Consider the following 23,729-nt stretch of genomic DNA (forward strand, 5'->3'; position numbering starts at 1 on the left):
AAGCGGTGCAAGCGCCCGGGTGGGCTGTGACGGGGTTCGCTTCAGAAATGCCGTTCGCGCCCGGCAAACAGGTCGCGTAGATTCCCCCGATGGCGCCAGACGATGAGCAACGTCAATACGCTCATCGGCAGCAAAGCGTGGGGTTCCTGCCAGGCAAGCAGCGGAAGGGTGAGCGGCGTGGCAATCAGGGACGCCAAGGAGCTGGTGCGAGTGAGGTAGAACGTCAGCAGCCAGGCGCCGATGGCGAGCAGGGCGGCTGGCGGATACAAGGCCAGCAACATGCCGGCGGCCGTGGCCACGCCCTTGCCGCCACGAAAGCGGAAGTACAGCGGGAACAGATGCCCCAGCACTGCGCACAGTCCGATCCAGGCTTGCAGTCGTGGGTCGAGGTCCAATCCTCTGGCGATCAGCACCGGGATCATGCCTTTGCAGACGTCGCCAATCAGGGTCAACACGGCGAGTTTTTTGCCGGCCACACGCAGCATGTTGGTGGCGCCGGCGTTGCCCGAGCCACTGGCGCGCGGGTCCGGGCGACCGGTTAGACGGCTGATCAGGATGGCAAAGGACAGTGAGCCGAGCAGGTAGGCGAGGACCGCCAGTAACCAAAACATGCTAACCATTCCGGGCGAGGTTGCCTTGATTCTAACGGCGCATTGCGCCCTTGTCGTGCAGCGGAGAAACAGGCTTGGACAGAGTTTTCATTGAGGGTCTGGAGGTCGATACCGTCATCGGCGCGTACGACTGGGAGCGTGGCATTCGCCAGTGCCTGCGTCTGGACCTGAGTTTTGCCTGGGACAATCGGCCTGCAGCCGCAGGCGACGACCTGAGCAAGGCGCTCGATTACGCCAGTGTGTACGCGCGAATTCAGGCGTTCGCTGAAGTCTCCCAATTCCAACTGGTCGAAACCTTCGCCGAGCGCCTGGCCGAAGTGCTGATGAGCGAGTTCAATATCCCTTGGCTGCACCTCAAATTGACCAAGCCGGGAGCCGTGCCTGCGGCGAAGGGCGTTGGGGTGGAGATCGAGCGCGGATGTCGCTGACACGGATTTTTCTGGGACTGGGCAGCAACATCGAGCGGGAGCGTCACCTGTGCGCTGGCCTCGACGCCCTTGCCGGCTTTCTGACCGACATGACCTGCTCGCCCGTGTTCGAAAGTCATCCGGTGGGGATCAAGAGCGGGCCGTTTTTCAATCTGGTGGTGTCGGCGCTGACCGACCTGCCGCTGACTGAACTGGATCGCCGCCTCAAATTCATCGAAGCCGATAACGGGCGATATGCCCCTGATCGCAAGGGTCTGCCGCTGGACATCGACGTCCTGCTGTATGGCGAACAGGTCGGCAACTTCGACGGCCTGATCCTGCCCCGGGCCGAAATCCTCAAAAACGCGTTCGTGCTGTGGCCGTTGTCACTGATCGCGCCGCATCGCCTGCACCCTGAGGCCGGCGTGTCGTTTGCCCAGCTGTGGGCTGATGCGAACATCGATCAGAAACTCTGGCCGGTTGCCTTCGAATGGCGCGGCGAGCCACTCACCCCGGCCACCCTGCTGGCTGCCGTGTAATCAGCATCAGACAGGCGTCGAACAGGCAACCAGATTGAGCCGCAGCCAACTCGGCGGCTCAAAGCTGATACGACGCCTTGTACACCTTCAGCGTATCCAGCCGCTCTCGCTTGAGCGCCTCGCCTAATTGCTGGCCCTGAAAACCTTTCTCCAGCAGCGGCTGCACCGCCACTTGCCGCGCCGCTTCGGCAGCGCCGCGCAAATATTCGGCTTGCGGATACGTGCGCTCCTCAAGCCCCTTGCGGCCCCGGGCGTCCATTTCGCAGGCGGCAATGAACTCCTCGAAGCGTTGCGGTCGGCGATACACGTCAAAGCTTTGCAGCAGATCCAGCAGGGTCGAGGGTTTCAGCTCCAGCGCGCGATGGCCATGGGTGTGATATTCGCCCACCAGCAGCGCCAGTTCCTGACAGTCCCTCGGCACCTTGAAGCGCTGGTTCATTGCCTTGATCGCCTTGAGCCCTTTGTGCTCGTGGGCGATGTGGCGCGGCCATTCCTCTTGCGGGGTGAGGCCCTTGCCCAAGTCGTGCAGCAAGCAAGCCCAACGCACGCTTAGCGGCTGGCGGTGCAGGGCTGACTGATGCAACACGCTGAGAACGTGCACACCGGTATCGATTTCAGGGTGATGGGCTTCCGGCTGAGGCACGCCAAACAGCGCGTCGACTTCTGGCATCAGCACTTTCAGCGCGCCGCATTCGCGCAGGACTTCGATGAACACCTGCGGCTCTTTTTCCATCAGCGCGCGGGAAATTTCCTTCCAGCTGCGCTCCGGTGTCAGCGCTTCCAGTTCACCCGAACCGCTCAGTCGGCGCATCAGTTCGAGGGTTTCCGGGGCGATGGTGAACCCGTCGGGAGCATAGCGTGCAGCAAATCGGGCCACACGCAGCACGCGCAGTGGATCTTCGGCGAACGCGGGGGAAACGTGACGTAATAGTCGGGCTTCGAGATCTTGCTGGCCATGATAGGGATCAGTCAGCTGGCCGTTTTTGTCTTCGGCAATGGCATTAATGGTCAGGTCGCGGCGGATCAGGTCTTGCTCCAGCGTGACGTCCGGGTGGGCGTGAAAAACAAAGCCGCCGTAGCCTTTGCCGGTCTTGCGTTCGGTGCGAGCCAGCGCGTATTCCTCACCGGTCAGCGGATGCAGGAAGACGGGAAAATCCGTTCCCACCGGGCGGTAGCCCTTGACCAGCATCTCCTCGGTCGACGCACCCACCACTACCCAGTCGATGTCAGTGACCGGTTTGCCAAGCAGGCGATCGCGTACCGCGCCGCCAACTTTATAAATCTGCATAAAAAAGCCTCCGTGAGGGCGACAGGATAAACCTTAAGTCGCGATCGCGGAGGCTGGAAACAGTCATGGTCTATAAGTGGACGACCGCCAGGTCCAGCCGGGGATATTCACTGTCAGCGTGTTCGCTTCTCGGCGGCACATGGTGGACTTTCATTATCTGGTCGCCTTGCAGGGTTTCCAGATGGATATCAAAACCCCACAGCCGGTGCAGGTGTTTCAACACTTCGTCCGTGGAGTCGCCGAGGGGTTTACGGTCGTGCTGTTGATGACGCAGTGTTAGGGAACGGTCGCCGCGACGGTCGATGCTGTAGATCTGCACGTTGGGTTCGCGGTTGCCAAGGTTGTACTGCGCGGCGAGGGTTTCACGAATCACCTTATAGCCGGTTTCATCGTGGATGGCGGGCACGAGGAGATCGTCCTTCTGGTCATCGTCCAGGATGCTGAACAGCTTCAGGTCTCGGATCACCTTGGGTGACAGGTACTGCAGGATGAAGCTCTCATCCTTGAAGCTGCTCATCGCAAACTTCACCGCCGTAAGCCAGTCAGTGCCGGCCAGATCGGGAAACCAGTGGCGGTCTTCCTCGGTCGGGTGTTCGCACATCCGTCGGATGTCCTGATACATGGCAAAGCCCAGTGTGTAGGGATTGATACCGCTGTAGTAAGGACTGTCGAAGCCAGGCTGGTAGACAACACTGGTGTGGGAGGTCAGGAATTCCAGCATGAAGCCGTCAGTCACCAGCCCCTCGTCGTACAGATCGTTCATCAGGGTGTAATGCCAGAACGTGGCCCAGCCCTCGTTCATCACCTGGGTCTGACGCTGCGGGTAGAAATACTGGGCGATCTTGCGGACGATGCGCACCACTTCACGCTGCCAGGGTTCCAGCAATGGGGCGTGCTTTTCGATGAAGTAGAGGATGTTTTCCTGGGGCTCGGCGGGGAAGCGCGAGAAATCCTCTTTGTCGTTCTTGCTCGCACTTTTCGGGATCGTGCGCCACAGATCGTTGATCTGCTTCTGCAGGTGCTCTTCCCGGTCCTTCATGCGGCGGCGTTCTTCCTCCGCCGAAATCGGATAGGGCCGCTTGTAGCGATCCACGCCGTAGTTCATCAGCGCGTGGCAGGAATCGAGCAGATCCTCGACCGCATCGATCCCGTGGCGCTCTTCGCACTGCATGATGTACTGCTTGGCGAACACGAGGTAATCGATGATCGAACTGGCATCGGTCCAGGTGCGGAACAGGTAATTGCCCTTGAAGAAGCTGTTGTGCCCATAGCAGGCATGGGCCACCACCAGCGCCTGCATGCAGATGGTGTTCTCTTCCATCAGATAGGCGATGCACGGGTCGGAGTTGATGACGATCTCGTAGGCCAGGCCCATCTGGCCCCGAGAGTAGGATTTTTCCGTGCTGAGGAAGTGCTTGCCGTAGGACCAATGGTGATAACCCAAGGGCATGCCGACAGACGCATAGGCGTCCATCATCTGCTCGGCGGTGATCACCTCGATCTGGTTGGGGTATGTGTCCAGTGCATAACGTTCGGCGATGCGGCTGATCTCCCGGTCGTAGGCCTGGATCAGTTCGAACGTCCACTCTGAACCCGTGGAGAGGGGTTGGCGCTTCTGCTCTCTAGCGGTCATGTCACTAACCTGCGCTGGAAGAGTTCACGGAACACCGGATAGATATCACCGGCAGAGACCAGCTGCTGCTGGGCAAACGTGTCGGCGAAGGCTTCGCCGATGCGCTCGTATTCGAACCACAGCGCCTGATGTTCGCGCGGGGTGATTTCGACGTAGGTGTAGTACTGCACGAACGGCATGATCTGTTTGATCAGGATATCGCGGCAAATGGGCGAATCATCGTTCCAGTTGTCGCCGTCCGAGGCCTGGGCTGCGTAGATATTCCATTCGTTGGTTGGGTAGCGCTCGGCCATGATTTCCTGCATCAGCTTCAATGCGCTGGAAACGATGGTGCCGCCGGTTTCCCGTGAATAGAAAAACTCCTCTTCGTCGACTTCCCGCGCACTGGTGTGGTGGCGGATGAAGACGACTTCGATCTTGTCGTAGTTACGTTTGAGAAACAGGTACAGCAGGATGAAGAAGCGCTTGGCGATGTCCTTGGTGGCCTGGGTCATCGACCCGGAAACGTCCATCAGGCAGAACATCACGGCTTTGGAGCTGGGGTTCGGCTGTTTGACCAGCAGGTTGTATTTGAGGTCGAAGGTGTCCAGGTACGGGACGCGACGGATGCGCGCCTGAAGTTTTGCGGCCTCGATTTCCAGTTCCTGGATATCGCCGAAGTTGTCAGGCTCCTCGATCCTCAGGCGTTCCAGCTCAGCCTGCACTTGGCGCAGCTTGGCCCTGCTGCTGCCGGACAGCGCGATACGCCGCGCATGTGCCGAGCGCAATGTGCGGATGATGTTGATGCGTGACGGGTTGCCTTCGTTACTGATGCCCGCGCGAACGGTCTTGAACGTGTCAGTGCCGCTTAGGTTGCGCTTGACCAGATTGGGCAGCTCCAGGTCCTCGAACATGAATTCGAGAAACTCTTCCTGAGTGATCTGGAACACGAACTCATCCATGCCTTCGCCGGAGTTGCCCGCCTTGCCAGGCCCTTTGCCACCGCCGCCACCTTGCGGGCGTGCGATGTGCTCACCGGTGGTGAACTCCTTGTTACCCGGATGAACAACCGTTTGCTTGCCGCCGCGACCATGGTGCAACACCGGTTCGTCGATATCCCGCCCCGGAATACTGATCTGTTCGCCATGCTCCATATCGGTAATGGAGCGCCGGCTGACGGCCTCTTCAACTGCCTTCTTGATGTGGTCACGATAACGGCGAAGAAAGCGCTGCCGATTTACCGTGCTCTTGTTCTTGCCATTGAGACGTCGGTCGATCACATAGCTCATAGGCCCCTCCGGGGAGCTTCAAGTTGTGAGCCGCAAGCTGCAGGTAGAAGCGGTTATCCGGATAGCAGATGACGCGCTTGCTTCCTGCAGCCTGTGGCTTGACGCTTGCAGCTGCCTTACTGCGATTTCCGGACCCGTAGGTACCATTCGGAAAGAAGCCTTACCTGTTTATCGGTGTAGCCCCGCTCGACCATTCGTGTGACAAAGTCGTTGTGCTTCTGCTGATCCTCTTTGCTGGCCTTGGCGTTGAAACTGATGACCGGCAGCAGGTCTTCGGTGTTAGAGAACATTTTCTTCTCGATTACCACCCGCAGTTTCTCGTAGCTCAGCCAGGTCGGGTTCTTGCCATTGTTGTTGGCACGGGCGCGCAGCACGAAGTTGACGATCTCGTTGCGGAAGTCTTTCGGGTTGCTGATGCCCGCCGGTTTTTCGATCTTCTCCAGTTCCTCGTTCAACGCCACGCGATTCAGGATTTCGCCGGTTTCCGGGTCGCGATACTCCTGGTCCTGAATCCAGAAGTCCGCGTACAGCACGTAGCGGTCGAAGATGTTCTGACCGTATTCGCTGTAGGACTCGAGGTAGGCGGTCTGGATTTCCTTGCCGATGAACTCGATGTAGCGCGGCGCCAGGTATTCCTTGATGAAGCGCAGATACCGCTCGCGGGTTTCAGCCTGGAACTGCTCCTGCTCGATTTGTTGCTCCAGCACGTACAGTAAGTGGACCGGGTTGGCCGCGATCTCGTGAGGGTCGAAGTTGAAGACTTTCGAAAGAATCTTGAACGCGAACCGGGTAGAGAGTCCGTTCATGCCTTCGTCGACACCGGCGCTGTCGCGGTATTCCTGAATCGACTTGGCTTTTGGATCGGTGTCCTTGAGGTTCTCGCCGTCGTAGACCCTCATCTTCGAATAAATGTTGGAGTTGTCCGGCTCTTTAAGCCGCGACAGCACGGTGAACTGCGCGAGCATTTTCAGCGTGTCCGGCGCGCAATGGGCTTTGGCCAGCGAGCTGTTGAAAAGCAGCTTGTCGTAAATCTTGATCTCGTCGCTGACCCGCAGGCAGTACGGCACCTTCACGATGTAGATCCGGTCGATGAAGGCCTCGTTGTTCTTGTTGTTGCGGAAGCTGTGCCATTCCGATTCGTTGGAGTGGGCCAGCAAAATACCGGTGAACGGAATCGCGCCCAGGCCTTCGGTACTGTTGTAGTTACCTTCCTGGGTGGCGGTCAGCAGTGGGTGAAGCACCTTGATCGGCGCCTTGAACATTTCCACGAATTCCATCAGGCCCTGGTTGGCCCGGCACAGCGCGCCCGAATAGCTGTAAGCATCGGCGTCGTTTTGTGGGTATTCCTCGAGCTTGCGGATATCGACCTTACCCACCAGCGCCGAGATGTCCTGGTTGTTCTCGTCACCGGGCTCGGTTTTGGCCACGGCGATCTGGTTGAGAATGGAAGGGTAGAGTTTCACCACTTTGAACTGACTGATATCGCCGCCGAACTCGGCCAGTCGTTTCGTCGCCCATGGCGACATGATGGTGTTCAGGTACCGGCGCGGGATGCCGTAGTCCTCTTCGAGGATCGTCCCGTCTTCGGTGGGTTTGAACAGGCCCAAAGGGGATTCGAAAACCGGCGACCCTTTGATGGCGTAGAACGGTACTTTTTCGACCAGCGTCTTGAGTTTTTCAGCCAGGGACGACTTGCCGCCGCCTACCGGGCCGAGCAGGTAAAGGATCTGTTTCTTCTCTTCCAGGCCCTGGGCGGCATGGCGGAAGTACGAGACGATTTGCTCGATGCAGTCCTCCATGCCGTGGAAATCCTCGAACGCCGGATAGCGCCGAATGACCTTGTTGGAGAAGATTCTGGACAGCCTCGAATTGGTCGACGTGTCGAACAACTCAGGCTCACCGATGGCCATCAGCAGACGTTCTGCGGCGGAAGCGTATGCGCTGCGATCGGTTTTGCAGAGCTCGAGATACTCCTGTAGCGAGAGCTCTTCCTGCCGTGTCGATTCAAAGCGTTGTTGGAAGTGGCTAAAAATACTCATGACGTCACCTCGCTCGATACGTGGAGCCGGCGGCGGATCGTCAGTTGATGCTGGATGGAAGCCGATCACGCGGCTGCCATTACCCCCCAAACACCATAAAAGTAGCTACCGATGACCCACGCGCCGGTGTACCGGCTCTCCCCTGATTCGGATGGCCTGAGGCTAAGAGTAGTTCGGATTCGGGCACAGAAAGAAGCGATGGAGATGAACAGGGCATACCCGTTCGTCAGATGAGGGCGCGAGCCCGCGTAGGACGCGGGATAGCGGCCAGCAAAAATATTTTTCGATCAGCCTTGCGTGGTTTCCGCCGGGAATTGGGTTTTCCACAACTCGAAACCGCCATCCATGCTGTAGACCTCGGAGAAGCCCTGACCTACAAGATAGGCCGCTGCGCTCTGACTGGAGTTGCCGTGATAGCAGAGGACGACCAACGGTTTGTCCAGATCGGCCTGACGGATGAAGTCGGCGATGGAGTGGTTGTCGAGGTGATGGGAATCCGGAATGTGCTGGGTCGCGTAGGTCTGCGCGTCACGTACGTCCACCAGCACCGCGCCTTGTTCGCGCAGGGCATGGACTTGTTCGGGTGAAATGCGTTTGAAGTCAGTCATGGCTCGGGCTCCTGGGCCGTCGGGTCCTCGAACGGTCGAGAACGTAGGGAGAATTTACTGCTGCAGCGGAATCGGCTCGCTGACGGGGAGTGCCGCAGGGGCGGGTACCTTTGCGTTGCCACGCTCGTCGCATTCGCAACGGATCAGCGCGCGAGTGTCGACGTTGAGCAGCGTCATGGCGCCGCCCCAGACACAGCCCGTGTCCAGCGCATACACCCCGGGCTCGTCACATCGGCCTTCAAGTGCGGCCCAGTGACCAAAAATGATACCGACGCCCTTGGTCTTGCGCTCCTTGTGCTTGAACCACGGCGCGTAACCCGCCGGCGCACTGTCGAGGCCTTCCTTGCTCTTGAGGTCGAGCTTGCCATCGCTGGTGCAAAAACGCATGCGCGTGAAGTAATTGGTGATCACGCGCAGCCGGGTGACGCCCTGCAGGTCTTTGTCCCACTTGGCAGGCTCGTTGCCGTACATGCCGTCGAGAAAGGGCTCGAAGCGATTGTCATCGCGCAATGCCTGTTCCACCTCTTCGGCGCAGCGCAGCGCTTTCTTCAGCGTCCATTGCGGCGGGATACCTGCGTGCACCAGTGCGATGTCGCGTTCGGCGTCGTAATGCATCAGCTTCTGTTGGCGCAACCAGTCGAGCAGCACGACGGCGTCTGACGCTTCGAGGATTTCCCGCAGCGTGTCGCCTTTCTTCAACCGCTCGATATTGCGGCCGGCCGCCAGCAGGTGCAGGTCGTGATTGCCCAGCACGCAGACGATCGAGTCGCGCATGGCGTAGAGATAACGCAGGGTTTCCAGTGATTGCGGTCCTCGGTTGACGAGGTCGCCGACCAGCCAGAGCTTGTCTTTGCCGGGCTCGAATGCAACGCGTTCGAGCAGGCACTTCAACGGCTCAAGGCAGCCCTGCAGGTCGCCGACTGCGTAGACTGCCATCAGTGAAGCGCCCCCGGGACAGCCAGACGGAACGGAGCGATGACAGCGTCGAAGCGCTTGCCGTCTTCGGCGAGCATTTGATAAGTGCCCTGCATGTTGCCCACCTTGGTGGTCATCACGGTGCCGCTTGTGTAAGTGTGGCTTTGTCCCGGCTGGATCAGCGGTTGCTGGCCCACAACGCCGTCGCCGCGAACCTCTTCAACCTGACCGTCGCCGTCGGTAATTACCCAATGGCGTGACAGCAACTTGGCTGGCAACTCGCCGTTGTTCTGCACAGTGATGGTGTAGGCGAAGGCGAAGCGGTTTTGCTCAGGCTGAGACTGTTCGGCTAGGAATCGGGTCTCGACGCTGACGTCGACCTGGTAACGAGAATCAGACATGCAAGAGGCCTTAGAAGCGAAAGCGGAAATAGCCGGAAGTCGTCCGGTTGGAAATCAGTCTAGGACATGTCACGGATAAAGACCGATGAGGCTTTGACCGGACATGTCCCGAGAAGGTCAGGCGGCGACTGGCTTTTCGCTGAGCTTGTCGGCCAGTCGCACAAACGCCGCCAGATCCAGCTGCTCCGGACGCAGGCTGCCATCGACGCCGGCTTCGGTGATTTCTTCGCTGGTCAGCAGGGCTTTCAGCGTATTGCGCAGGGTCTTGCGGCGCTGGTTGAAGGCCTCGCGGACGACGCGCTCAAGCACGCGGTGATCCTTGGCCGGGTGCGGCAGGGTTTCGTGAGGCACCAGACGAACGATGGCCGAATCCACTTTCGGCGGCGGATTGAACGCGCCGGGCCCGACGTTGAACAGATGCTCCACGCGACAGTGGTACTGAACCATGATGGAAAGGCGGCCCCAATCACCACCACCCGGACCTGCTGCCAGACGCTCGACCACTTCTTTCTGCAGCATGAAGTGCATGTCTCGGATCAGGTAGGCGTTCTGCAGCAGATGGAAGATCAGCGGCGTCGAGATGTTGTACGGCAGGTTGCCGACGACACGCAGGCTGTTGGGGGCGGCGTTCAGGCTGGTGAAGTCAAATTTCAGTGCGTCACCCTGGTGCAGACTGAAATTCGGCTTGCTGCCGAACTGATGCATGAGAATCGGCACGAGGTCTTTGTCGAGCTCGACGACGTCCAATTGTGCGCCGCTGTTCAGCAGGCCCTCGGTCAGGGCGCCTTGCCCCGGGCCGATTTCCAGCATGCGGTCTTCGGTCTTGGCACGAATGGAGCGCAGGATCTTGTCGATCACGCCGGCATCGTGCAGGAAGTTCTGGCCAAAACGCTTGCGCGCCTTGTGTTGGAATTGCTCGTTCATGAATAGGTCTCGGCCATCTGATAGGCGGTTTCCAGAGCGACCCTGAGGCTGCCAGTGTCGATCTTGCCGGTGCCCGCCAGATCCAGCGCCGTGCCGTGATCGACGGAGGTGCGAATGATCGGCAGGCCCAGCGTGATGTTGACGGCGGCGCCGAAGCCTTTGTACTTCAGCACGGGCAGGCCCTGGTCGTGGTACATCGCCAGCACTGCGTCGCAGTGCTCCAGATATTTGGGGGTGAAGAGCGTGTCGGCAGGCAGCGGGCCATGTAAATCCAGGCCCTCGCTGCGCAGACGCGCCAGAGTAGGTTCAATGATGTCGATTTCTTCGCGGCCCAGGTGGCCGCTCTCGCCGGCATGGGGGTTCAGGCCACAGACCAGAATCCGCGGGCGGGCGATACCGAATTTGTTGACCAGATCCGCGTGCAGGATGCGCGTCACGCGCTCCAGCCGTTCAACGGTGATCGCATCGGCAACCTCACGCAGGGGCAGGTGAGTGGTCACCAGCGCCACCCGCAAATCACCGGTTGCCAGCATCATCACCACCTGTTCGGTGTGGGTCAGCTCGGCAAGAAATTCAGTGTGCCCGGAGAACTCGATGCCACTGTCGTTGATCACGCCCTTGTGCACCGGCGCTGTGATCATGCCCGCGAAGTGGCCGTCCAGGCAGCCCTGGCCGGCGCGGGTCAGGGTTTCGAGCACGAAGCCGCCGTTGGCTTTGTCGAGCTGGCCGGCAATGACCGGCGCCTGAACCGGCGTATCCCATACATACAGACTGCCAGCGGGGGCGGGGACGTCAGGCCAGGCGGCGGGTGTGACGGGTATCAGGCTAACAGCCACACCCAGCCGGGCGGCCCGCTCGGTGAGCAGGTCGCAGCTGGTAATGGCAATCAGGGGATGGGGCTGGGACTGCGCGGCGAGCAGCAGGCAAAGGTCAGGACCGATGCCGGCTGGCTCGCCCGGTGTCAGGGCGAAACGCTGGGGTTTCACTTGGCCGCCTGATCAGCTCCGGGGAGCTTGATCTCGACGTACGCTTCATCACGGATCTGACGCAGCCAGGTTTGCAGCTCTTCGTCGTACTTGCGGTTACGCAGCACGGTCATCGCCTGTTGCTCACGGGCCTGACTGGTGCTGTCAGTCGAGCGACGGCCGAGGACTTCCAGAACGTGCCAGCCGAATTGAGTCTCGAACGGCTTGGACACGACACCCTGAGGTGTCTCGTTCATGACGTCGCGGAACTCCGGAACCAGCGAACGCGGGTCAACCCAGTTCATGTCGCCGCCGTTGAGCGCCGAACCTGGATCTTCAGAGAAGCTCTTCGCCAGTTCACCGAAGTCTTCGCCATTCTGGATCCGGTCGTAAATCCGTTGCGCCAGCAGCTTGGTCTCGGCTGGGCTGCGGATTTCGCTTGGCTTGATCAGGATGTGACGCACGTGAACCTCGTCGCGCATCTGGGTCTGAGTCTCGCCGCCGCGTTTTTCCAGCAGCTTGAGAATGATGAAGCCGCCCGGTGTGCGTGCAGGCGGGGTGACCTCACCCGGACGCATCGACGACAGCATGTCGCCGAACGGAGGCGGCAACTGAGCGGCTTTACGCCAGCCCATGTCACCACCGTCCAGAGCACTTTCACTGGCCGACGACGCGATCGCCATCTGCTCGAAGTTCGCACCCTGTTGCAGCTTGCCGTAGAGGTCCTTGGCTTTGGCTGCAGCGGCCTGAATTTGATCCGACGTCGCGCTGTCCGGCGTCGGGATCAAGATGTTGGCCAAGTGGAATTCTTCGGAGAACTGAGCCTTGCCCAGGTCGGAAGCGAGGAAGTTCTTCACTTCCTGCTCCGAGACCTGAATACGTTCGGCAACCCGGCGCTGACGCACACGGCTGATGATCATTTCCCGGCGAATCTGTTCACGTGCGCTGGTGTAGGACAGCCCGTCGTGGGTCAGTGCAGCCTTGAACTGGTCAACAGTCATGTTGTTGCGTTGAGCGATGGTCGTAACCGCCTGATTCAGTTCTTCATCGCTGATGCGAATGCCGGAGCGTTCGCCGATCTGAATCTGCAGGTTTTCCAGGATCAGACGATCCAGGACCTGAGACTCCAGCGCGCTGGCAGGCGGAACACCCTGCCCACGCTTGGCGATGGTTTGCTGAACCTCACGGGTGCGCTGGTCGAGCTGGCTTTGCATGACCACGTCGTTGTCGACGATGGCAACTACCTTGTCGATGGTGCGCACTTCAGCGTGCGCAACAGTACCGATAAGCAGCGCGCCCAGCATCAGCGGGCGCAGACAATCAGAAAGCTTGGTCTTCACGTTCACGATAACCTTGGATGCCTTTGTCGAGGAAGCTTTCAACTTTTTGGCCAACGACGCCGCCAAGTCCCTTCAACACGATTTGTAGGAAGACGCCGCGGTCGCCTTTCTCGTTCTGCGGTATCTCTTGGGTGGACTCGTCATAGTCGACCCAGTACCGGTTGATCAGACGCAGCTTCCAGCAGCAGTTGTCATATTCAAAACCACCAAAGGCTTCGAGGGTACGGTCACGGTTGTAGTCGTACTGCCAGCGAGCGATGGCGCTCCACTGCGGTACCACAGGCCAGATGACCGAGAAGTCATGTTGCTGAATCTTGTAGTAGTCCTTGATGACGGTGCCATCCGGGTAGGTGTAGTCACCCCCACCTACGCTCCAGCGACCTGTTGTCTGATCGTAACGGACCTGGTCATTGCGATAGCGGTAGCCGGCGTTGATGATCTTGCCCGGCTCGTCTTCAGGCTGGTAGTGAACCATCGCGCTGCCGGAGCGAGTGCTGCGGCTGTCCGGGTCCCAGTTGAAGTCCGACGTCGCCCGCCAGTCGCGGTTGAAGCGGTATTCGTATTCGAGTGCGTAAGGCGACACGTCGGACTGAGCGTCCTTGCGGTCTTCGTAGGCAATGCCTGGCAGTTGCACCTTACGGTCGGCGAAATACACCGCCTGGCCGATGCTGACACGCTGACGCTCGAAACCGTTGTCTTCGATCCAGCGGTTGGTTACGCCCAGCGACAGCTTGTTCTCGTCACCAATACGGTCGGAGCCGACGAAGCGGTTGTCGCGGAACAGCGAGGCGTAGTTAAACGTGGTTTCACCCGAGTCGAAAATCGGGATATCGGTTTGATCTTTCTCTGGCACGTAGAGGTAGTACGCACGAGGCTCCAGCGTCTGGCGGTAGTTTTTCCCGAACCAGTTGGTGTTGCGATCGAAATACAGGCCGCTGTCGACGCTGAAAATTGGCACGCTGCGGTTTTCGCTGCTGTGATAAGTCTCATCCGCCAGCAACGTGCTCTTGCCCTGCGAGTCCAGGTCCAGATCGTACTGGGTGTAAACGTACTTGAGCTTGGGCGTTACAAAACCGTAGCTGGCAGTCAGCGGCAGGCTGATGGACGGCGCCAGGTTCAGACGATCGCCATTCGCACGAGCAAGCCCCCGAACGTTGGTGTCCAGACGCGGGGAGGTCACGTCGTCTTCGTTGGTGTAGCCACCCGTTCTCAAATCACGATCAAAGCGAACCAGCTCAGTCTCGTAATCGAACTTGAAGCCTGCAGGCTGGAACGGCAGCGAACCATTCAGCGTGAGCTGGGGCAGGCGGCCATAAGGAGTGATCTGAGTCACGGTGGTCAGCTGATACTGCTGAGCGTTCAGCGTCGCGGTGTAGTTATCACCACGGTAGTAGACCGCGCCCTGCTGGTTCAGGTAATCGTGGGTGCTCACGCCTTCCTGACCGCTTTTCAGGTCCTTGAAGTAGTAAGGATCGCTGACTTTGGTGTAGTCGACCTTGCTGGTCAGACGCGAATCCAGACCACTGCGATCCTGCCAGTTGATCAACCAGCGGGTGTCTTTGTAGTCCGACTGATCTTTGCGATCGTCGTTGTCGTCGTTCAGGTAAGCCGCACCGAACTGACCTTCACTGGTCTTGGTCAGGTAACGGAACTCGCCTTCCAGCAACATGCCGCGCTTGGCCATGTAGGTCGGGTACAACGTGGCGTCGTAGTTCGGCGCCAGGTTGAAGTAGTACGGGGTGAGCAACGAGAAGCCGGTGTCGCTGTCCGTGCCGATGGTCGGCGGCAGGAACCCGGACTGGCGACGGTCGTCGATCGGGAAATAGATGTAAGGCGTGTAAAGAATCGGAATGTCGTGAACGCGCAGTGTGGCGTTGGTGGCAGTACCGAAACCGGTGGCCGGGTTCAGGGTGATGTTGTTGCCCTTAACGGTCCACGCGTTGCTGTTCGGTTCGCACGTGGTGTACGTGCCGTCCTTCAAGCGGATGATCGCGTTCTCGGCACGACGAGCGTACAGGGCGTTACCGCGAACGTTGTTCTTGTGCAGCACGTACTCGGCGTTGTCGACTTTGGCTTCGCCGGTGTCGAGCTGAACTTCAGCATGGTCGCCGACGATCAGGGCGCCGTTGTCGCGCAGACGGACATCGCCGTTCAGCTCGCCACGGTTCTCGGCCTGATGCAGGCTGGCTTCGTCAGCCTCGACCTGCATGCTGCCCTGACGCAGGACGACGTCGCCGGCCAGGGTCGCAACCTGCTCTTCCTGCTGATAACGCGAAGCCTTGGCGCCGATGAAAGTCGGTGCGTCGCTCTTCGGCGTCTTGTCGTCCATGCCCGGACGGATCGGTTCGATGTAGGCGCCCGAGCAATACGGACCGGTCTCGGCCAGTTGGGCTGCGGTCAGCTTCTCGCGTGGCACCCAGTCCAGGTGACTGTAATCGGCGCTGCGCGATTTCAGGCCACGGCCCTTGGCCTCGGTGACCAGCATCGTCTTGGGCACGACTTCGCCATCGGAGGTGGTGGTCGTCTGAGCGCCATCTGCCGTGCTGCTGTTGGACGAAACACTGTTGGCGTCGTGCACGGGGCGCGGAGGCAACTGGGCTGCGTTGGTTTTCGGAGAGCAATCCCATGCACCTGTTGCAGACACCGAGCAGTCATACTGTTCGGCGGCAACCACGTACGGGACGGCCAGGGGTTGCATCGCCAGCAAACTGCCGGTTACGAGCAACGGAAATTTTTTACGAAACGCGGGGGATTTCAATGCCATCTTATTAGTCCGGGCTTCCTGCGCGCCATCTGCCCGCGGGGGGGCCGCACGCCTCTCGATGGGCTGAAAAAGATGTCGGATAATAAAGCATGACCCGCTTGACGGCTAGCGCCGTCGGAGACCCTTGCAATGCCAGATCAAGATGTACGCCTGCAACACCTGAAAGTTTGGCTCGATGAGCAGCTCCCGCGTTTATTTGAGGCCCAGGGCTGGGGCCCGATTCCCCCGGCCACGTTGACTGCCGCCAGTAGCGACGCCAGTTTCCGTCGCTACTTTCGCTGGGAGGGGGAGGGCCGAACTTTTATTGTCATGGACGCGCCGCCGCCCCAGGAAAACTGCAAACCCTTCGTGGATATCGCTCATTTATTGAGCGGGTCGGGCATTAATGTTCCGAAAATTTATGCCGAAGACCTGAATCAGGGCTTTCTTTTGTTGAATGACCTGGGTCGTCAGACCTACCTGGATGTCATCGACGAGGCAAACGCCGATCAGCTGTTCATTAACGCGATCGACGCATTGCTCGCCTACCAGCAACTGCCGATGGACGCGCCGTTGCCAAGTTATGATGTGGCACTGCTGCGCCGCGAGCTGGAGCTGTTTCCCGAGTGGTACGTGAAGCGTCATCTGGGCGTCGAGTTTGACCAGGCGCAGCAGGCCAGTTGGCAGGCAGTCAGCGATCTGCTGATCGAAAGCGCGCTGGCCCAGCCGACGGTGTTGGTGCACCGCGATTTCATGCCGCGCAACCTGATGCTCAGCGAACCGAACCCTGGCGTGCTGGATTTTCAGGATGCGGTGTACGGCCCGGTCACCTACGACATCACGTGTCTGTTCAAGGATGCTTTTTTGAGTTGGCCGGAGGAGCGTGTAGCGGCCTGGCTCGAGCTGTATTGGAACAAGGCCGCTGCGGCGGGCATCCCGGTGCAGGGCGAATTCAATGAATTCCGTCGTGCCAGTGATTTGATGGGGGTGCAGCGGCATTTGAAGGTGATCGGCATTTTCGCCCGCATCTGTCACCGTGACGGCAAGCCACGCTACATCGCCGACGTGCCGCGCTTCTTCTCCTATATAGAAGCGGTGTTGGCGCGACGCCCGGAGCTGGTTGAACTGAGTAATCTGCTGACCAGCCTTGGCCATACAAAACCGACACAGGCAAAACCAGCATCTGTTGTGTGATGGAATGGACTGCAATTGAAGAGGGACTGCACTTGAAGATTGTCTCGATGAGGGCCGCATGAAAGCGATGATTCTGGCGGCGGGTAAAGGCGAGCGCCTGCGCCCGTTGACCCTGCACATGCCCAAACCGCTGGTGCGTGCCGGCGGCGTTCCACTGATTGAATATCACCTGCGCGCGATCAAATCGGCCGGCGTTGAGGACGTTGTGATCAACCATGCGTGGTTGGGCCAGCAGATCGAAGATTATCTGGGCGACGGCCGCCCGTGGGGTCTGAATATCTCCTACTCCCCTGAGGGCGAACCGCTGGAGACGGGCGGCGGGATCTTTCGTGCGCTGCCGCTGCTGGGCGACGAGCCGTTTCTGGTGGTCAACGGAGACATCTGGGTCGACTTCGATTTCAGCGTGTTGATGAAGCCGCTCAAGGGGCTTGCCCATCTGGTGCTCGTAGACAACCCGGCGCATCACCCCGGCGGGGATTTCGCGCTGGTCGACGGGCACGTTCACGACGATGCTGATCAGCCGCGCCTGACCTACAGCGGTATCGCGGTGCTGCACCCGCAACTCTTCGCGGGCTGCACCGAAGGCGCGTTCAAGCTGGCGCCTCTGTTGCGTAACGCCATGGCGAAAGGCTTGGTGACCGGCGAACGTTTTGCCGGTCGCTGGGTGGATGTCGGTACCCATGAGCGACTGGCCGAAGTCGAGCAGATCCTTGCGGTGAAGCCCTAGATGCTGTGGCCATTCACGGTGGTTGGCGGTGGCGTCGGGTACCTGATTGCCAGCATTCCGGGCGCCATGCTTGGCGCGCTTCTGGGGCAGGCGCTTGATCGGCGGCTGCATTTCCGGAGCTGGGCGGAAATGCGCGAGCGTGCCAATGGCCGCACGGTGCCGCGCGACGACGAGCTTATTTTCATGCTGCTGGGCCGTCTGGCGAAGAGCGATGGCCGTGTGGTCGACGGGCATATTCAACAGGCGCGCGTTGAAATGCGCCGACTGGACCTCAGCGAGGCAGCGCAGCGTCGGGCCATTCAGGCATTCAATCGGGGCAAGGACGGGCGCGACAATTTGCGCGTCCACCTTACGCGCCTGAAAAGCCAGCCCCATGCGGCGGAGGGTTTGTTGCGTGCCTGTTGGAGGATGGCGTGGGCGGATGGCAGGGCGTCGCGCACCGAACGTGAATTGATTGTGCTGTGGGGCAAATGGCTGGGCTGGCCGGCGGGCAAAGTCGAAGGCTTGTCATCGACCGAAGACGAGCAGCGTTCGCGGGGTGCTCCCGCCAGCAGTGGCGGCGAGTTTCAGGACGCGCTGCGTTTGCTGGGCGTGAAAGCGGATGCGGAACCAGCGCAGATCAAGCGCGCCTACCGTCGATTGCTCAGTCGCCATCACCCGGACAAGATCGCTGGCAGTGGCGCCAATCAGATACAGGTTCGTGATGCCACCGAGAAAACCCGCGAGCTGCACCACGCCTACGCGGTCATTCGCGATCGGCGGGGGTTTCGCTGACGCTTCGGGTCTGGATGCTGCCCGCAGCAAGGGCAGCACAAGCGTCGAAGGCGGTAATGGTTACTTTGCGGCGTCACCCTCCAGCCAACCCCGAACGCGACGAAACAATTGATCTTGCTCCATCGCGGGATTGCCGGGAATGGCGCTCAACGCCACTTGGGTGAACCTGGCGTTTTTGTTTCGTTTGCTGGCGTCCAGGCGGTCTTGTGCCTGCTGACGCGGCACCGAACGGTCCTTGTTGACGAAGTCGGCCGTCGGGACCTTTAGCGTCGGCAGCAGCTCCATCAGCGACGGCGTTTCCTTGCCAGTGTCCACGGCCGTGACCATGACCAGGCGTTGAACGGCCGGCGAGGGCCGCTCGCTCATGTAACGCGCTGCCCAATAAGCGCCGCTGCCGTGACCGAGGAGGACGATGCTCCGGGCTTTGTTCTGCTGGGCGAAGGCCACGGCGCTGTCGATCCGGGTAAAGATTTTCTCGGCGTTGGCCTTGGCCATCTCGGCCTGGGCAGCGGCTTGTTCAGCGGCTGCTGCGGCCTCCGCTTCAGCAGTGGCTGCAGGATCCGGTGCCTTCACCGGCGCGTCCTTGGGTTTATCACCCGTAGAGGCCGCAGCCGGAGCATCCGCCGCGCGCGCGAATACGCCGTCATTGTGTGCGTCCGGCATGCTCAGACTGAGGCTGGACCACCCGACGTCCGGCAACTTGCGACGTAGCGGTGCTACCGCAGTCGGCCAGTCCGCTGATTCATCGGCGCCCGGCACGATGATCACCGCACCTTTGGGCGCGTCGACATTCGCCGGTTTCCACAACGCCAGAAACGTCTCGTCGCCCGCCTGCAACTGCTGTTGCTCCGCTTGCGGCACCTGACGCTCCAGCGCCAAGGTGTCTTCTTCAGTGCGCGACGGCAATGCCGCTCGCTCGACCGGCGCGTCAGCAGGCTTGGCGTCTTTGTCCGGCGCCGGATCCGCAGCCATGACGAGCGACGAGCAAGGTAGTATCAGCGTCAGGCACAGCGCAGGAAATAGTGCGCGAAGGGTGTAGGACATCGAATATTCCAAAGGCCGGAAACAATTCCGGCAGACTAATGGGTTGACGGCGGTTTGTCAGGCCAGGCAATCGTCGTGTCTCAAGCGAGCGACAGACACAGAGCATGATCGGCATGGGATTCAGGGAAATGGAGACGACAGTTTGAGAATCCGTGCGCTGTGCCTTCGGGTTATCGGCGATACCCGCGCGCTCTTGATCGGCTTGATGCTGATCGCGTTGCCGATATCGCACCATGCCGTCGCCTCGCCCACGCAGACCGACCCCTTAAGCCGCGAGCAACGGGACTGGCTGACCCAGCGCGGGCAGTTGCGCGTCGGGCTCGTCCTCCAAACGCCTTACGCCCAGCTCGATCGCCGTGCGCAGCAGTTGTCCGGCGCGAACGTCGACCTCATCAACCTCATGGCAAAGACCCTTCAGGTGGAGCTGCTGTGGCGCAGTTATGCCGATCAGGCCGAGCTCGAAAAAGCCCTTGCCGACGGCCAGATCGACTTCGCGCCGGGCCTGACCCAGACGCCCGGCGGCTTGCGCCTGTGGCTGTATTCCGATCCGTACATGCGCGTGCCGCAACTGATCGTTGGCGAACGTGACGGCGCAGGCGCGGTGGATCTGGAGAAGCTCGACGGCCAGGTGCGCGTCGCCGTGCGCATGCCCAGCGCCACCGCTGACTACCTGCGCAGCAATTACACCCACCTCAATCTGCAAGGCGTGCCGCTGGAGCGTCAGGCGTTGCAGCTCTTGCTCAGTCAGCAGGCGCGATACGCCGTGATCGATGAGGCGCAACTCAGTCGCCTGTCCCGCGAAGCCGAGTTTGCCGGGCTCGCCGTGGTTGGCGACATTGGCTTCCCGCAGCTGCTGCGCGTGGCCTCCCGACGTGACACGCCGCAGCTCGCCGAGATTATCAGCCAGGCATTGAGCGCCATTCCGGCCCGGGATCTCGAACAACTGCATGCGCAGTGGCTCCAGCCCAAATACCCGCAGATCAGTGAATCGCCGGGGCTGTGGAAGAACATCGCGCTGCTGCTGTTGGTCCTGCTTCTGGCCAGCGCGGCGATTGTTTACTGGCAGCGCAAACAACAGCAGCAACTGGAGAAACAATTACTCGCCGCCCGGGATGACATCGCCAGGCGCCTGGCAGGGGAGGAGGCATTGCGGCTGGCGCAGTTCTCCATCGATCAGAGCACCGTCGGTATTCTCTGGGTCAATTGGGACAGCCACGTGCGCTACGCCAATCAGGCCGCCGAAACCATGTTGGGTTATGCGCCGGGTGGAGTGGTGGACCGGCCGCTGATTGATTTCGAGCCGGGGCTGAACATGGACCGCTGGCTCACTCTGTGGAAAACCGCGCGCTCCAGCGAGGAAGGGCCGCAGAACTACGAAAGCACTTGCGTGCGCGCCGATGGCAGCATCCTGCCTGCCGATGTGTCGCTGAGCTTCCTGCGTTTTCGCGACGCCGAGTACCTGGTGGTGTTCATCACTGACGTGACCGAACGCCGTCGATCCCTCGCCGCGCTGCAAGAAAGTGAAGCGCGGTTGCAGGTGCTGGCCGAGCAGTTGCGCGAGCTGTCGGCGCACCTGGAAACCGTGCGCGAAGAAGAAAAGGCCCGAATCGCCCGGGAAGTTCACGACGAGCTGGGTCAGATGCTGACCGTGCTCAAGCTGGAAACGTCCATGTGTGAGCTGGCCTACGCCGATCTTGACCCTGGCCTGCGTGATCGGTTGAACAGCATGAAGCGCCTGATTGCGCAGTTGTTCCAGTTGGTGCGGGACGTGGCGACCGCGCTGCGGCCACCGATTCTCGATGCAGGCATTGCGTCGGCGATTGAATGGCAGGCCCGCCGCTTTGAAGCACGCACCCAGATTCCGTGCCTGGTGCAGGTGCCGGACAACCTGCCCAGCCTGCCGGACGCCACGGCCATCGGGCTGTTTCGCATTCTTCAGGAGTCGCTGACCAACGTCATGCGCCATGCCGAAGCGCACACGGTCGAGCTAAGCCTGACCCTCAGCGATGGCGTGCTGTGCATGCGCATCGCCGATGACGGCAAGGGTTTCGATCAGCGCGCAGAACGGCCGGCGTCGTTCGGACTGGTGGGCATGCGCGAGCGGGTGCTGATCATGGGCGGGCAATTGCATCTGGACACCTTGCCCGGAGAAGGCACAACCTTGCGCATCCACATTCCGCTGGACCCGGTCGCTGAGGAGCACGTGCATTGATTCGCGTATTGGTTGCCGAAGACCACACGATTGTCCGCGAGGGCATCAAACAGCTGATCGGCCTGGCGAAAGATCTGCAAGTGGTCGGGGAGGCCAGCAATGGCGAGCAGTTGCTGGAGGCTTTGCGCCACATCCCGTGCGAGGTCGTGCTGCTGGATATTTCCATGCCGGGGGTGAACGGCCTGGAGGCGATCCCGAGAATTCGCGCGCTGAACAATCCGCCCGCGATTCTGGTGCTGTCGATGCACGATGAGGCGCAAATGGCCGCGCGGGCCTTGAAGGTCGGCGCCGCCGGGTACGCGACCAAAGACAGCGACCCCGCGTTGCTGCTAACGGCAATCCGGCGCGTGGCCGCAGGCGGGCGTTATATCGACCCGGACCTGGCCGATCGCATGGTATTTGAAGTCGGGCTGACGGATAGCCGGCCTTTGCACTCATTGTTGTCCGAGCGCGAGTTTTCAGTGTTCGAGCGCCTGGCCCAGGGCGCCAACGTCAACGACATCGCCCAGCAACTGGCGCTGAGCAGCAAGACCATCAGCACCCACAAGGCGCGCCTGATGCAGAAGCTGAAAATCAATTCGCTGGCCGAGCTGGTGAAGTATGCGATGGAGCACAAGTTGGTTTGATTGCGTGTCTAAAAACGACTTCCTGTGGTGCTTCGTAAAACGCTATCGCGAGCAAGCTCACTCCTACAGGTTATTGCGATCCCCTGTAGGAGTGAGCTTGCTCGCGAAGACGCCAGACCAGGCCATAAATAACTTCCGGGCGACATACCTATCCCCGCCATCCCTGTAGGGCAATCCCTACCCGAAACCTTCCAGCCCACCTAGGTCATTCTCTCTCACGCCCCGATTTGCGCGGCCTTCAGGCTCATCTAGGCTTGATCCCTACGGTGGATCAAACAAAGGTGTGGGCAATGAGCAACGTCGATTCAAGCGCTGGGGCGAGTGATGTTCTGGTCAGCTTTCGCGGTGTGCAAAAGAGCTACGACGGCGAAGCCCTGATCGTCAAAGACCTCAACCTGGATATTTGCAAAGGCGAATTCCTCACCCTGCTCGGGCCGTCGGGCTCCGGCAAAACCACCAGCCTGATGATGCTCGCCGGGTTCGAGACGCCCACCGCTGGCGAGATTTTGCTGGCCGGCCGCTCGATCAACAATGTGCCGCCGCACAAGCGCGACATCGGCATGGTGTTCCAGAACTACGCGCTGTTCCCGCACATGACCGTCGCTGAGAACCTCGCGTTCCCGCTGTCGGTGCGCGGCATGAGCAAGACCGACGTCGCCGAAAAGGTCAAACGTGCCCTCGACATGGTCCAGCTCGGCACCTTCGCCCATCGCTACCCCGCGCAGTTGTCGGGTGGCCAGCAGCAACGTGTCGCGCTGGCCCGCGCGTTGGTGTTCGAACCGCAGCTGGTGCTGATGGACGAACCCCTCGGTGCGCTCGACAAGCAACTGCGCGAACACATGCAGATGGAGATCAAACACCTGCACCAGCGCCTGGGCGTGACCGTTGTTTACGTCACCCACGATCAGGGCGAAGCGCTGACCATGTCCGACCGCGTCGCAGTGTTTCACCAAGGCGAGATCCAGCAAATCGCCCCACCGCGCACCCTCTACGAAGAGCCGAAAAACACCTTCGTCGCCAACTTTATCGGCGAGAACAACCGCATCAACGGCACCTTGCTCAGCCAGAACGGCGATCGGTGCGTGGTCGGCCTGGCGCGCGGCGAAAAAGTCGAAGCGCTGGCGATCAACGTCGGCGCCACCGGCAGCCCGGTCACGCTGTCGATTCGTCCCGAACGAGTGAACCTCAACGGCCGCAGCGAGAGTTGCGTCAACCGCTTCTCCGGCCGTGTTGCCGAATTCATCTACCTGGGCGACCACGTGCGCGTGCGCCTGGAAGTGGCCGGTAAAACCGATTTCTTCGTCAAGCAGCCCATCGCCGAGCTTGACCCTGCCCTGAGCGTTGGCGATGTCGTGCCCATTGGATGGCAGGTCGAGCACGCGCGCGCGCTGGACCCGTTGCTGGATGCACATTGATACACCCGCGTTATGCGTCAACCGAAGAACCCAGAGGCGAGCCAATCGCCCCATCG

21 protein-coding genes are annotated in these 23,729 nt (G+C 60.3%); 8 read left to right on the forward strand and 13 right to left on the reverse strand.

Annotated elements, in window-relative coordinates; translation table 11 throughout:
• Nucleotides 1-41: 41 nt before the first annotated feature.
• Nucleotides 42-611, reverse strand: a complete 570-nt coding sequence (gene plsY, locus QWI20_RS24090) for a glycerol-3-phosphate 1-O-acyltransferase PlsY (RefSeq protein ID WP_369307550.1) — start codon at nucleotides 609-611, stop codon at nucleotides 42-44.
• Nucleotides 612-685: 74 nt separating this feature from the next.
• Here plsY and folB point away from each other — a divergent pair, with 74 nt between their 5' ends.
• Together folB and folK are read left to right on the forward strand one after the other, a co-directional pair.
• On the forward strand, nucleotides 686-1,039 hold the full coding sequence (folB, locus tag QWI20_RS24095; RefSeq protein WP_369307551.1) for a dihydroneopterin aldolase: 354 nt from the start codon (nucleotides 686-688) through the stop codon (nucleotides 1,037-1,039).
• Nucleotides 1,030-1,557 carry a 2-amino-4-hydroxy-6-hydroxymethyldihydropteridine diphosphokinase gene (gene folK, locus QWI20_RS24100; RefSeq protein WP_369307552.1) on the forward strand — a complete coding sequence of 176 codons (528 nt, stop codon included), beginning with the start codon at nucleotides 1,030-1,032 and terminating at the stop codon, nucleotides 1,555-1,557. The genes folB and folK overlap by 10 nt, the downstream gene beginning before the upstream one ends.
• A gap of 58 nt (nucleotides 1,558-1,615) precedes the next feature.
• Here the strand turns inward: folK and QWI20_RS24105 are convergent, their stop codons facing one another.
• The 11 genes from QWI20_RS24105 to QWI20_RS24155 form a co-directional block, all read right to left on the reverse strand.
• Nucleotides 1,616-2,845, reverse strand: a complete 1,230-nt coding sequence (locus QWI20_RS24105) for a multifunctional CCA addition/repair protein (RefSeq protein ID WP_369307553.1) — start codon at nucleotides 2,843-2,845, stop codon at nucleotides 1,616-1,618.
• 70 nt (nucleotides 2,846-2,915) lie between these two features.
• Entirely contained in the window at nucleotides 2,916-4,478 is a 1,563-nt protein-coding gene (locus tag QWI20_RS24110; protein WP_369307554.1) for a SpoVR family protein, read from the reverse strand.
• The gene (locus QWI20_RS24115; RefSeq protein ID WP_074886967.1) at nucleotides 4,475-5,746 is read right to left on the reverse strand and encodes a YeaH/YhbH family protein; all 1,272 of its coding nucleotides are present in this window, start codon (nucleotides 5,744-5,746) and stop codon (nucleotides 4,475-4,477) included. The genes QWI20_RS24110 and QWI20_RS24115 overlap by 4 nt, the downstream gene beginning before the upstream one ends.
• Before the next feature lie 116 nt (nucleotides 5,747-5,862).
• Complete coding sequence (locus QWI20_RS24120; protein ID WP_192173109.1) at nucleotides 5,863-7,785, reverse strand: PrkA family serine protein kinase; 1,923 nt, start codon at nucleotides 7,783-7,785, stop codon at nucleotides 5,863-5,865.
• Nucleotides 7,786-8,072: 287 nt separating this feature from the next.
• Complete coding sequence (gene glpE, locus QWI20_RS24125; RefSeq protein WP_369307555.1) at nucleotides 8,073-8,393, reverse strand: thiosulfate sulfurtransferase GlpE; 321 nt, start codon at nucleotides 8,391-8,393, stop codon at nucleotides 8,073-8,075.
• A 54-nt stretch (nucleotides 8,394-8,447) separates the two neighbouring features.
• Nucleotides 8,448-9,329 carry a symmetrical bis(5'-nucleosyl)-tetraphosphatase gene (locus QWI20_RS24130; protein WP_369307556.1) on the reverse strand — a complete coding sequence of 294 codons (882 nt, stop codon included), beginning with the start codon at nucleotides 9,327-9,329 and terminating at the stop codon, nucleotides 8,448-8,450.
• Nucleotides 9,329-9,709, reverse strand: a complete 381-nt coding sequence (apaG, locus tag QWI20_RS24135; RefSeq protein ID WP_192173106.1) for a Co2+/Mg2+ efflux protein ApaG — start codon at nucleotides 9,707-9,709, stop codon at nucleotides 9,329-9,331. Before apaG ends, QWI20_RS24130 begins: the two co-directional genes overlap by 1 nt.
• Nucleotides 9,710-9,826: 117 nt before the next feature.
• Complete coding sequence (rsmA, locus tag QWI20_RS24140) at nucleotides 9,827-10,633, reverse strand: 16S rRNA (adenine(1518)-N(6)/adenine(1519)-N(6))-dimethyltransferase RsmA (protein WP_192173105.1); 807 nt, start codon at nucleotides 10,631-10,633, stop codon at nucleotides 9,827-9,829.
• Complete coding sequence (gene pdxA, locus QWI20_RS24145) at nucleotides 10,630-11,619, reverse strand: 4-hydroxythreonine-4-phosphate dehydrogenase PdxA (protein ID WP_369307557.1); 990 nt, start codon at nucleotides 11,617-11,619, stop codon at nucleotides 10,630-10,632. Before pdxA ends, rsmA begins: the two co-directional genes overlap by 4 nt.
• The gene (locus tag QWI20_RS24150) at nucleotides 11,616-12,938 is read right to left on the reverse strand and encodes a peptidylprolyl isomerase (protein WP_369307558.1); all 1,323 of its coding nucleotides are present in this window, start codon (nucleotides 12,936-12,938) and stop codon (nucleotides 11,616-11,618) included. Before QWI20_RS24150 ends, pdxA begins: the two co-directional genes overlap by 4 nt.
• The gene (locus tag QWI20_RS24155; RefSeq protein WP_369307559.1) at nucleotides 12,919-15,702 is read right to left on the reverse strand and encodes an LPS-assembly protein LptD; all 2,784 of its coding nucleotides are present in this window, start codon (nucleotides 15,700-15,702) and stop codon (nucleotides 12,919-12,921) included. Before QWI20_RS24155 ends, QWI20_RS24150 begins: the two co-directional genes overlap by 20 nt.
• Before the next feature lie 129 nt (nucleotides 15,703-15,831).
• Here QWI20_RS24155 and QWI20_RS24160 point away from each other — a divergent pair, with 129 nt between their 5' ends.
• Genes QWI20_RS24160 through QWI20_RS24170 form a run of 3 tightly spaced genes read left to right on the forward strand, consistent with a single transcriptional unit; the run spans nucleotide 15,832 to nucleotide 18,376 of the window.
• On the forward strand, nucleotides 15,832-16,875 hold the full coding sequence (locus QWI20_RS24160) for an aminoglycoside phosphotransferase family protein (RefSeq protein WP_369307560.1): 1,044 nt from the start codon (nucleotides 15,832-15,834) through the stop codon (nucleotides 16,873-16,875).
• A 58-nt stretch (nucleotides 16,876-16,933) separates the two neighbouring features.
• The gene (gene murU, locus QWI20_RS24165; RefSeq protein ID WP_369307561.1) at nucleotides 16,934-17,602 is read left to right on the forward strand and encodes an N-acetylmuramate alpha-1-phosphate uridylyltransferase MurU; all 669 of its coding nucleotides are present in this window, start codon (nucleotides 16,934-16,936) and stop codon (nucleotides 17,600-17,602) included.
• Nucleotides 17,603-18,376 (forward strand): DnaJ domain-containing protein, encoded by a 774-nt coding sequence (locus QWI20_RS24170; protein ID WP_369307562.1) that lies wholly within the window; start codon nucleotides 17,603-17,605, stop codon nucleotides 18,374-18,376.
• A 60-nt stretch (nucleotides 18,377-18,436) separates the two neighbouring features.
• On the opposite strand, the gene QWI20_RS24175 is transcribed toward QWI20_RS24170, so the two are convergent.
• A complete protein-coding gene (locus QWI20_RS24175) occupies nucleotides 18,437-19,420 on the reverse strand; it encodes an alpha/beta hydrolase family protein (RefSeq protein ID WP_369307563.1) in 984 nt (327 codons plus the stop codon).
• 205 nt (nucleotides 19,421-19,625) lie between these two features.
• Here QWI20_RS24175 and QWI20_RS24180 point away from each other — a divergent pair, with 205 nt between their 5' ends.
• From QWI20_RS24180 to QWI20_RS24190, 3 genes are all read left to right on the forward strand, one after another.
• A complete protein-coding gene (locus QWI20_RS24180; protein WP_369307582.1) occupies nucleotides 19,626-21,632 on the forward strand; it encodes a transporter substrate-binding domain-containing protein in 2,007 nt (668 codons plus the stop codon).
• On the forward strand, nucleotides 21,629-22,258 hold the full coding sequence (locus tag QWI20_RS24185; RefSeq protein ID WP_122536572.1) for a response regulator transcription factor: 630 nt from the start codon (nucleotides 21,629-21,631) through the stop codon (nucleotides 22,256-22,258). Before QWI20_RS24180 ends, QWI20_RS24185 begins: the two co-directional genes overlap by 4 nt.
• Before the next feature lie 290 nt (nucleotides 22,259-22,548).
• Complete coding sequence (locus QWI20_RS24190; RefSeq protein WP_369307564.1) at nucleotides 22,549-23,673, forward strand: ABC transporter ATP-binding protein; 1,125 nt, start codon at nucleotides 22,549-22,551, stop codon at nucleotides 23,671-23,673.
• Nucleotides 23,674-23,729 lie beyond the last annotated feature (56 nt).

The sequence above is a fragment of the Pseudomonas sp. W2-17 genome, from assembly GCF_041060445.1.
Classification (GTDB): Bacteria; Pseudomonadota; Gammaproteobacteria; order Pseudomonadales; family Pseudomonadaceae; genus Aquipseudomonas.

Excerpts from the sequence above, each read along its gene's own strand:
- plsY (WP_369307550.1), bottom strand. The coding sequence starts at position 611 with ATGTTTTGGTTACTGGCGGTCCTCGCCTACCTGCTCGGCTCACTGTCC.
- folK (WP_369307552.1), top strand. The coding sequence starts at position 1,030 with ATGTCGCTGACACGGATTTTTCTGGGACTGGGCAGCAACATCGAGCGG.
- QWI20_RS24105 (WP_369307553.1), bottom strand. The coding sequence starts at position 2,845 with ATGCAGATTTATAAAGTTGGCGGCGCGGTACGCGATCGCCTGCTTGGC.
- QWI20_RS24110 (WP_369307554.1), bottom strand. The coding sequence starts at position 4,478 with ATGACCGCTAGAGAGCAGAAGCGCCAACCCCTCTCCACGGGTTCAGAG.
- QWI20_RS24115 (WP_074886967.1), bottom strand. The coding sequence starts at position 5,746 with ATGAGCTATGTGATCGACCGACGTCTCAATGGCAAGAACAAGAGCACG.
- QWI20_RS24120 (WP_192173109.1), bottom strand. The coding sequence starts at position 7,785 with ATGAGTATTTTTAGCCACTTCCAACAACGCTTTGAATCGACACGGCAG.
- glpE (WP_369307555.1), bottom strand. The coding sequence starts at position 8,393 with ATGACTGACTTCAAACGCATTTCACCCGAACAAGTCCATGCCCTGCGC.
- QWI20_RS24130 (WP_369307556.1), bottom strand. The coding sequence starts at position 9,329 with ATGGCAGTCTACGCAGTCGGCGACCTGCAGGGCTGCCTTGAGCCGTTG.
- apaG (WP_192173106.1), bottom strand. The coding sequence starts at position 9,709 with ATGTCTGATTCTCGTTACCAGGTCGACGTCAGCGTCGAGACCCGATTC.
- rsmA (WP_192173105.1), bottom strand. The coding sequence starts at position 10,633 with ATGAACGAGCAATTCCAACACAAGGCGCGCAAGCGTTTTGGCCAGAAC.
- QWI20_RS24155 (WP_369307559.1), bottom strand. The coding sequence starts at position 15,702 with ATGGCATTGAAATCCCCCGCGTTTCGTAAAAAATTTCCGTTGCTCGTA.
- QWI20_RS24160 (WP_369307560.1), top strand. The coding sequence starts at position 15,832 with ATGCCAGATCAAGATGTACGCCTGCAACACCTGAAAGTTTGGCTCGAT.
- murU (WP_369307561.1), top strand. The coding sequence starts at position 16,934 with ATGAAAGCGATGATTCTGGCGGCGGGTAAAGGCGAGCGCCTGCGCCCG.
- QWI20_RS24170 (WP_369307562.1), top strand. The coding sequence starts at position 17,603 with ATGCTGTGGCCATTCACGGTGGTTGGCGGTGGCGTCGGGTACCTGATT.
- QWI20_RS24175 (WP_369307563.1), bottom strand. The coding sequence starts at position 19,420 with ATGTCCTACACCCTTCGCGCACTATTTCCTGCGCTGTGCCTGACGCTG.
- QWI20_RS24180 (WP_369307582.1), top strand. The coding sequence starts at position 19,626 with ATGCTGATCGCGTTGCCGATATCGCACCATGCCGTCGCCTCGCCCACG.
- QWI20_RS24190 (WP_369307564.1), top strand. The coding sequence starts at position 22,549 with ATGAGCAACGTCGATTCAAGCGCTGGGGCGAGTGATGTTCTGGTCAGC.